Below are 7,706 nucleotides of genomic sequence, written 5' to 3' on the forward strand. Positions count from 1 at the left end.
TTGCTCATAGCGCTCTGTACTCATCGGTGGCTCCCTGGGTAGCGGTGCACTCACTTTAGCGGATGATCAGGCTATGGGCCACAAGTAATGACTATCAAGGGTTTGAACACTTAGTAGGAAAAGTCAGACAAAAGAGGCTGCAGAAGACTATTGGTGGTCATGCCGACCAATGGATTCTCAGAATCAGATCGTTCAACCCTGACCATGGGGGACAAACTAGAGAATAAACACTAAGGAAACCTTGGAGGAATGTTCGCTCCTCCAAGGCAGAAATGGGTGATGCACACTGAGCACGTGAAAATCGAAAACGAGGCTGGCCGCTAGTTCAAAGCAGTCGTTGCCTCGGTGTCATAAGCTTCGAGCGTGGGGTCAATTGCGCCATCGGGCAGAGGCACATAACCCACTTCAAGAATCAGGTCACCAGCGTCCGCATTCTCAAGGTAGAACTCAACAAAGTCAGCAACACCAGTGCTAGAGTTAGCCAACGCCGCAGTATTTACGTAGATAAAGATAGGACGACCAAGGGGCTGGTAAATATCAGCTTCAACATTCGCTTTGCTAGGCTCAACAAACTCACCTAGGTCTTCGTTGTAGATGCTCACCGCATTGAGAATGTCATCGTTCTCAGCAAAGTAAGCTAAACCAAAGTAACCGATGGCATAGGGATCGCTTGCAACACCCCGGACCAGTACGTTGTCATCTTCACTGGCAGTGTAGTCAGCACGGCTAACACCACCGTCACCATTGATTTCATCAGTGAAATAGTCAAACGTACCAGAGTCAGTACCAGGACCGTATAGGCCAATCTCTTCATCTGGCCAAGAAGAATCAATCTGATTCCAACGTTCGATCGTGCCCTCAGCTGGCGCATCCCACATCGTGTTTAGCTGCTCAACAGTCATTTCAGTGGCCCAGTCGTTTGCGGGATTGATCACCACAGTCAACGCGTCATAGGCAACCGGAACAGCAATATAGTCAATGCCATTGGCAGCGCAAAGCTCTTTCTCTATAATCTTTGATGGGGCGAGATGCATTGGATATGACCGTCTCACCAGCACAGAATTTCTTGAAACCACCACCGGTACCGGAAACGCCAACGGTGACAGATGCCGAATTTCCACTGAGGGCATACTCTTCAGCCATTGCTTCCGTAATGGGGAAAACAGTACTGGAACCGTCAATGGCGATTGTTTGAGCCACTGCAGATGTAGCAGTCAGAGCACCAGCAGCTACTGCCGCTACTGTGCCAAAAAACTTAGCAAGCTTAACCATAACAACACACTCCGTGGCTATTTTCTTTAGGCCACAAAGTAATGTAGAGATCGAACGTTAAGGCAGCCTAACCGCTGGTTTAAGAAGCAGGATTATTCTGTTTAACACCAGGTAAACGAAATGGTAGGTCAGCTGTGTTAAACTTTATCCTCAAAATATCGATACCAGATAGCATTGCCTGCCACGGTTAAGAGTAAAATACCGCCACCAGCTGCCAATGCGAGCATGGGATTGTAACCGCCTCGAGTCAGGTTTTCCATCCACAAACTAGTGGTTGCTGATGGGGATACCAGGTTAGCTAAAAACGGGGATAGATAGATCAAGGCCCCACCACTCAGAAGCCAACCCACCATAGAGGTGAGCAGAAAGATAGTCTTGCCTTTAGTTTGGGTGCCCATGGATTATTGCAGGCCTAATGGTGTACCGCTTACGCAGGCACCGTACAGCGTTGCTCCGTCAAAGTTGGCATTATCTACACAGGCACAGAGTAAATTGGCGTTGGTTAAATTAGCCCCTCGTAACACAGCGCCAACAAGCGTCGCTTCTTCTAAGTCTGCGCCAGACAAATCTGCCCCTGCCAGATTTGCGTTGCCTAGGTCAGCATTACGTAAGATACAGCCTGATAAATTTGCGCCTCGCAAATCGGCTCCCCGGAGATCTACTCTCAACAGATTCAGGTTACTCAAAACCGCGCCTGCCAAAAATGCCCCGGCAAAGCTGGCATTGGTCGTATCGGCTTCGAGTAGTACAGCACCCCGCAGGTCAGCATTACGGAGATCGGCCTCAGTGAGGTTTGCCCCCATCAAATCAGCCCCCCGCAAATTGGCACGCAGATCTGCTTGCTTGAGAATAGTACCGTTGAGGTTACTGCCCTTTAAATTTGCCTGAGATAGGCTAGCACTACTCAGATCTAAACCGGCTAGATCCACACCCATCAGATCTTTTTGATCGCCTTGAATAATGGCTGTTGTCTCCGCTGGGCTCATGGGGTTACCTCCTTAGGCATGGAACGCTTGCCTGGGGAGCTAGCTTGGGGTCTGATGTCTTCGAGCCAAACAGTGGGTTGCTGACTGGGCTGTTTTGGCAGCTGTAACATACCCATCTCAGCTAGTCGCACAACGCTCTCTAAGGATTCGACTAGGTTTGGATCAAACCGCCGACCGCTGAGCTGTTCGCAGGCTGCCAGGGCATCCCCAGGGGACATGGCCGTGCGATCGCCTCTGGATTCAGTCAGCTCTTGGAAATAGGCGACCAGACCCAATACTCTGGATTCCACTGGGATATCTTCACCTTTCAAACCGTCGGGGGAGCCGCTGCCATCCCAATATTCCAGCTGGTGGGTGACAATGCGACTAATGGGTGCCAGCTCAGGCATAGAGGACAGTAGCTGACCACCCAGGGCGGCGCGATCGCGCCAAAATACCAAGCTAGATTGGTCTAAATAATCTGAGGTTTGCTGAAAGATTTCCTGGGGCGCTTCGGCTAAGCCAATGCGAAACAGTAGCCCGGCTAATCGCAAACGGCGTAGCTGTAGGGTGGGCAGATCGAGCAGCTGCCCCAGAGTCTCTGCCAGGGCAGAGACCTGTAGGGAGGCGGTTGGATTTGATGGGTCGCGCTCGTCAATTTTTTGCACCATGCGCAAAAAGGCCTGCAGCTTGTTAGCGGCTAAGTTGCGATTGAGCTTATTGGCTTGGCCTTCCAGCTCCCAAAGTTCTCGGGTTTGACGACTGACGGTGACCAGCTGCTGCTGACTGCTCTGCAGATAGTTGACGATGCGAGAAACAACGCCACTCAAGTCGGTAGCGCTACTCGACGGATGCTCTTTAAGCGCATTAAACCTTTCTGTGAGCTGATCGGCCAATGAGTCACCATAGGGACGCATCCGCTCGATTAAAATTTCTGTAGCCGCTTCGACAGGGCCTCGTTCAAAGGTCCAAAGACCATAAAACTTACGTTCGACGTCTACGGTGGGGGTACTGTCGCGCCGATATTCAGCATCGGATAGCTCATGACACAGCACCATGGCGGCGTAGCCAGGGGCGAGAATCACTAAATTCCATTCTTGCGTCAGGCTATCATCAGTCTGCAAGTCCACTAGGTCAACGTTATCTAGCTGCCCTGTGGCATGGCTGCCAAACCCACTATCTGGCACAGCTGCGATCGCAACTCTCTGGGAACGGTGAGCAATGTCTTTATAGCGATCGGCTTCTTGGAGGTACCATTTACCTCGCTGAAACGTCACCAGGACCAGCGGCTCAGAGCCAACTGGCTGCTCAAGGATGTGATCCTCTAAGGCATGACAAAGGGCCACCAGCGTATTTTTAAAGTAAACACCATAGCTGGATGGCATTTGCCCCTCGGGCAAAATAGTCTTTAGTTGATTGAGGGTAGCCTCAGAGTTCATAGTCAGACTCTTGGTAAACCGGGTCAGCGTCTGTACGCAGAAAAAACTGATACGTCCAAGCTCCAAATTCGCGCCAGATGGAGTCTATGTAAATCAGCCAGACAATATCTATGATTTCATACTTTGATGAAAAGCGTGGCCCATCTAAACGATAAGTCGTTCTCAACGTGCTCAGAAAAACCCAAGCAGTGGCCATTGAGTTGATTGAGCATGCTCTAAATAGTCAATATGCCTCAGTTTTGTTATCAATCGACACAAAGCATGTGGCTGAAATCAGTAAGAGTACTTACCTTATATAGAGGCCACATCGTTACGATCGGTGACCTTCATCATAATCAATTTAAACCTATGACCACGCCCTCTCCAGACCAAAATTGTCCCGTATGCGACGTCACCATCAGCAATGACGTTGTCCAATTTGCCAATGGCTCGACCGGTACCCGTGCCCGTCTCTATGCCAGGGTTTGCCAGTATGCGAAAAAGCCTGACTGTATTAACCAAGATAAAGCCCTGATTGGGGAAGTGCTCCAAGAAGACGGTTTTATGGAAGCACCGCAGATTAATCTTGGTAACTAAGCGGCATGGGCCAATCCTTTGCCAATCCTTTGCTGTCCCTGCAGCCTCTGTCTAACTTAAATCATCCGCTCTGCTACTTGCTTTAGCCGTCTTAGTTGGGCTTCCATATCTTGCTTAGTCCAGTGGGCAGCAAACTTTTGGAAACCAAATGCCACCAGCGGGTTGGGAATTTCAAACTCAAATCGGTTGATGAGGCGAGTGCCGGAGGCTTCTGGAATACACTCCCAGCGATCTCTACCGGTAAAGAAACCGGTAAAGGCCCATACGATTAGCCCAGGGCGACGTTCTACTACCGTACTGATCAAACTGGGCTGCAGCAGCGGCACTTGAATGATAAAACGGGTTTGGCTGTTCAAATCTGTACTCCAGGTTTCACCCATGGGCTCACAGCGTAGGGCTGGGTTGAGCCATTGATGCATGAGGGTGCGATCGCAAATACAACGTTCAACCGTCGTAGCGTTGGCATTGATAAAAACTGACTGCTCAAAAACACCCATAGAAATATAGTCGCGGCCATGCTGGGCCGTATTTTCTTACGGCCCAGCATGCTGATTGAGATCACAAAAGTTACCTGGAGCTAGTAGTGATCGCTAGTGACCATGGTGGGCGTGGTGCTTTTCGTGTGATTGGCTATGCTCCCCATGGTGATGGTTATGCTCCCCATGGTGGTGGCCATCGTGATGGTGGTGATCACCACCATGGGAGTGGCCATCATGAGCGTGCAGTTCTGCTGCAATCCGCTCTCGATGACGCTGACTTACTACACTACCCTGGTCGCCCATCAGATCTGAAATCAGTCCGTCTACCCAGCCAGCAGCCATGGAAAGAAAATCATCGGTGTCATTGACACAGGGCATTTGTACATAGGTAACGTCGGGACGCTTCCGTCGTAAATGACCAATGATGTGATCCACATCCAACAGCGTTTCATGGTTCTCAGTCACAAAGCCAATGGGCATAAAGACTAAGGCTGTCGCCCCCAAATCCATCAGATTTTGAGCGGCTAGGGTGACGTTGGGCTGAGTCCACTCGATCATCGGCGTGTCGTGATTTAGCCAGCCAATGGTCACTAGGGGATAGTTGTAGATCAGCCGTTCTCGCACTGCGTCATAGAGCAGCTGACTCTCGGTAATCCCAGAGGTAAACCCTTTCGCCTTGTGAGGGCAGCCATGATTCATCAGCACAATACCGGTTTGAGAGGGTAAATGAGCGACGGCTAAATGCTCACGAATTTTGTCCTCTACCTGGCGAGCTAGCAGATTGATATAGTCAGGCTGATTGTAGAACGAAGGCATATAGCGGGTGCCCTGGAGCCAGTGGTCTTCTGCACCCTTAAATGTCTGCCCTAGGGCATTGTTGACCTGCTCAACCGCAATACCGCTAGTGAAAATAGAATCCACCACCAGCAGCGGGTAGATCAGCAGCTTGGTAAAACCTTGAGCCTGGATCTCTTCTAGGACCTGATGGGGCAAATGGGGAGCACAGAAGTTAAACGCCTTAAAGACAGTAACGCGGTCTCCCCACTTAGCTTGAAGATGTTTTTCAATACCCTCACGCTGACGCTCAAAAATGGCGTTGTGGGGTGAAATAAAGTGATCGTGCTGGTGATCCCATTCGTGGCGATCAAATAGGGCCAAGATTTTGGCCATGGGGGGATAAATCCAGGTGGGAACTGGAGCAAACTTAGCGGTCAGCAGATTAAGAGCTTGTTCGTTGTAGTTAGCAAAGTCTTCGTAGCTTTCGACTTCGCCATACCCCATGAGCAAGACCGCTACGCGATCGTCAGGGTTGTTCTGGTCTGAAGTGGATAGATGCGCGCGCGAAATCGCAACCATAAAAAATGAGCCTCAAAGGTGAGTTAGGCATTGGCCAAGGTCTAAACGGTAGCTCACTTGTTCTATGACCACTCAAAGCCCTTGTAAGAATTTAAGACTCTTGAGATGAATCGACATGCGCCTGTTGCTATGTGTTAAGTCTTGAGTTGTTGTGTGATTGGTCAATCACTCCACAGACGTCTTCGTTCAGCCCCCTTCAGTCTTTTGTGGGTATCGCGTAGCAGGGTGGGAATGTCCAGGTGCTCTGGGCAGCGAGGCAGACAGTCACCGCAGTCACTACAACGACTGCCTTTACGCCCTGGGAACCAGTGCCCCGCGCGCTCAAACATGCCATAGCGGTACTGACCAAATGAGGTCATATCATAGGCAACAGCTAAGTTTCTGAGGCGAAGTATCTCTGGAATATGGATAGCCTCTGGACAGGGCAAACACTCATAGCACTGGCGACAGTGGTCGGTGCCCAGCCGCTTGGGTTGTGCCTGCTCTAGACGATCCAGGGCTGCTTGCTCCTGATGGGTTAAGGGCATCGTCTGATTGGCTACTTGCAATGGCCAATCAAGTTCGGTAGGCACGGCTGGCCCCACACTCAAGGTGGTAATACGTGGATCGCTCAGCAACCAGCGATAGGTAAGCAACAGGGGGTCAAAGGGAGTACATAGCGCCGCGAGGGTATCGGGGGGCGTATAGAGCTGCCCGCCTTTGTCAGCAGGAGAAATAATAAAAATACCCAGATCCCGCTGGTGAGCCAGGGTAATCGCAGCGGCATTGCGCTGATTAAAAAAATAATAATGGAGGTTGATAAAGCTGACGACGGGGAGTGCGATCGCACCCATCACCACCTCTAATGGCCCATGGCTAGACGCACCCACATGTCTCACCCGACCATCATCTAAAACCTGAGCTAAACCTGACATCATGGTCTCGACTTGCTGCAGATGCTCGGGTGTATTCACACCATGCACAGCCAGACAGTCAATGTAATCAGTCCCCAAACGCGCTAGGGACTCATCGATTAGCCGGTCTACGTCGCTACCGGGCAGTAGCTTTGTCGTCAAGATCAGCTGCTCTCGATTCAGGCTCTTTAGCGCCTGGCCGATATAGCACTCGCTCTGGCCATATCCCCGTGCCGTCTCAATATGATTAATTCCTCGACCAACGGCCTCAAGCAGCACTTGCTGCAGCACATCGGCATTATCCAGGCAACGCATCGTACCCAAGGAAAATACAGAGAGGTTTAATTCAGTTTTGCCAAAGCGACGATAGTGCATAGAGCGGATGTCTCACCTTACATCCCGCTGCTGATAGATTATCGATAATAGTGAGCGCGAAGTTCACATGAGTAGAGTATCGATGATGGGCTATTGGTTAAAAGAGCGGCCCTGCTGGGCAAAGTCTGACGGACTTATGTTAGAAACAAAATCCCGAAAAGCTTCTTTCTCAGCTTCATCCGCCTCTCGATCCACTGGAATAGAGGCATCGGCTACCACCTCTTCCATCACCCAGATCGGGGCTCCCATCCTCAGGGCAATAGAAATCGCATCACTGGGCCGAGAATCGAGTTCCTTGGTGATTTCCCCCTGCTTGACGGTCATCGTAGCGAAAAACGTATTGTCTTTAAG

General features: G+C 50.6%; 10 protein-coding genes. 1 reads left to right on the top strand and 9 read right to left on the bottom strand.

Annotated features, from left to right (window positions below):
- Positions 1 to 320: 320 nt before the first annotated feature.
- The 5 genes from IQ260_RS23895 to IQ260_RS23910 form a co-directional block, all read right to left on the bottom strand.
- Entirely contained in the window at positions 321 to 1,034 is a 714-nt protein-coding gene (locus tag IQ260_RS23895; RefSeq protein WP_265579579.1) for a substrate-binding domain-containing protein, read from the bottom strand.
- A complete protein-coding gene (locus IQ260_RS31555) occupies positions 976 to 1,272 on the bottom strand; it encodes a substrate-binding domain-containing protein (protein WP_265579580.1) in 297 nt (98 codons plus the stop codon). The genes IQ260_RS23895 and IQ260_RS31555 overlap by 59 nt, the downstream gene beginning before the upstream one ends.
- Positions 1,273 to 1,409: 137 nt before the next feature.
- Positions 1,410 to 1,670, bottom strand: coding sequence for a hypothetical protein (locus tag IQ260_RS23900; RefSeq protein WP_193995589.1), 261 nt, complete (start codon positions 1,668 to 1,670; stop codon positions 1,410 to 1,412).
- Between the two features lie 3 nt (positions 1,671 to 1,673).
- Complete coding sequence (locus tag IQ260_RS23905) at positions 1,674 to 2,258, bottom strand: pentapeptide repeat-containing protein (protein ID WP_193995590.1); 585 nt, start codon at positions 2,256 to 2,258, stop codon at positions 1,674 to 1,676.
- The gene (locus tag IQ260_RS23910) at positions 2,255 to 3,676 is read right to left on the bottom strand and encodes an HD domain-containing phosphohydrolase (protein WP_193995591.1); all 1,422 of its coding nucleotides are present in this window, start codon (positions 3,674 to 3,676) and stop codon (positions 2,255 to 2,257) included. The genes IQ260_RS23905 and IQ260_RS23910 overlap by 4 nt, the downstream gene beginning before the upstream one ends.
- A gap of 348 nt (positions 3,677 to 4,024) precedes the next feature.
- Here IQ260_RS23910 and IQ260_RS23920 point away from each other — a divergent pair, with 348 nt between their 5' ends.
- Positions 4,025 to 4,252 carry a hypothetical protein gene (locus IQ260_RS23920; RefSeq protein WP_193995593.1) on the top strand — a complete coding sequence of 76 codons (228 nt, stop codon included), beginning with the start codon at positions 4,025 to 4,027 and terminating at the stop codon, positions 4,250 to 4,252.
- Between the two features lie 56 nt (positions 4,253 to 4,308).
- On the opposite strand, the gene IQ260_RS23925 is transcribed toward IQ260_RS23920, so the two are convergent.
- From IQ260_RS23925 to IQ260_RS23940, 4 genes are all read right to left on the bottom strand, one after another.
- A complete protein-coding gene (locus IQ260_RS23925; RefSeq protein WP_193995594.1) occupies positions 4,309 to 4,749 on the bottom strand; it encodes an SRPBCC family protein in 441 nt (146 codons plus the stop codon).
- A 93-nt stretch (positions 4,750 to 4,842) separates the two neighbouring features.
- Entirely contained in the window at positions 4,843 to 6,087 is a 1,245-nt protein-coding gene (locus IQ260_RS23930) for a ferrochelatase (RefSeq protein ID WP_193995595.1), read from the bottom strand.
- A gap of 161 nt (positions 6,088 to 6,248) precedes the next feature.
- On the bottom strand, positions 6,249 to 7,355 hold the full coding sequence (locus IQ260_RS23935; RefSeq protein ID WP_193995596.1) for an aldo/keto reductase: 1,107 nt from the start codon (positions 7,353 to 7,355) through the stop codon (positions 6,249 to 6,251).
- Positions 7,356 to 7,445: 90 nt separating this feature from the next.
- Positions 7,446 to 7,706: bifunctional nuclease family protein (locus IQ260_RS23940; RefSeq protein WP_193995597.1), on the bottom strand; the 261-nt coding region annotated here is incomplete at its 5' end.

Origin of the sequence: Leptolyngbya cf. ectocarpi LEGE 11479 (assembly GCF_015207065.1) — a bacterium.
GTDB lineage: Bacteria > Cyanobacteriota > Cyanobacteriia > Phormidesmidales > Phormidesmidaceae > Leptothoe > Leptothoe ectocarpi.